The sequence below is a fragment of the Streptosporangium sp. NPDC000239 genome (assembly GCF_040300765.1).
Classification (GTDB): domain Bacteria; phylum Actinomycetota; class Actinomycetes; order Streptosporangiales; family Streptosporangiaceae; genus Streptosporangium.
The window spans coordinates 1-1,015 of the sequence record NZ_JBEPEI010000056.1 but is presented as its reverse complement, the minus strand read 5'-3'; the positions used below and the strand labels follow the sequence as shown (position 1 = coordinate 1,015).

Here is a 1,015-nt window from a genome sequence, read left to right as displayed (position 1 = left end):
GGATCCTGAGGGGACGGTGTTGATCACCGGCGGCCTCGGCACCCTCGGCACCACCATCGCCCGCCACCTCGTCACCACCCACAACATCCGACACCTCATCCTCACCGGCAGACGCGGACCCCACACCCCCGGCGCCACCCAACTCCACACCGAACTCACCACCCTCGGCGCCCACATCACCATCACCACCACCGACACCACCGACCGACACGCCCTCACCCAACTCCTCAACACCATCCCCCCCAACCACCCCCTCACCGCCATCATCCACACCGCAGGCGTAACCGACGACACCCCCCTCACCACCCTCACCCCCCAACGACTCCACCCCGTCCTCACCCCCAAAATCGACGGCGCCCACCTCCTGCACGACCTCACCCGAAACCACCCCCCCACCATCGTCCTGTTCTCCTCCATCTCCGGACTCCTCGGCGGAGCCGCCCAAGCCGCCTACACCGCCGCCAACACCTACCTCGACGCCCTCGCCACCAACCACCCCACAACCACCTCCCTCGCCTGGGGACTCTGGCAACAGGAAAGCGACATCTCGGCGAGTCTCACGGCCGTCGACCGTGCCCGTCTCGCCCGTTCCGGGCTGCGTCCGCTGCCGACGGAGCAGGCGCTGGCGCTGTTCGACGCCGCTGTCTTCGGCGACCACGGGGAACGGCTGCTCGTCCCCTCCCCGCTCACCGCTCCCTCGGGCCCGGCCTCGCCGTTGCTGCGGGGGTTCGCGCCGAAGCGGCGTCCGGCCGCCGCCCACGCCGTGGAGGAGCGGGCGGAGGGGCTCGCCGCGCTCGACGCCGCCCGGCGCGGGGCGTACCTGCTGGACCTCGTCCGTACGGAGACGGCCGTCGTCCTCGGGTTCCCCAGGGCCGGTGCCGTCCCCGCCGAACGGCCTCTCGTCGAGTTGGGCATCGACTCGCTGACCTCCGTCGAACTGCGCAACCGCCTCAGCACCGCCACCGGACTCCGCCTACCGGCGACCCTCACCTTCGACCACCCCACCCCCCAGGCC

Annotated in this window: 1 protein-coding gene; it reads left to right on the top strand. The window is 71.3% G+C overall.

Annotated elements, in window-relative coordinates; all coding sequences use genetic code 11:
- Positions 1-19 precede the first annotated feature (19 nt).
- On the top strand, positions 20-1,015 hold a 996-nt coding region (locus ABT340_RS42420), incomplete at its 3' end, for a beta-ketoacyl reductase (RefSeq protein WP_352016617.1).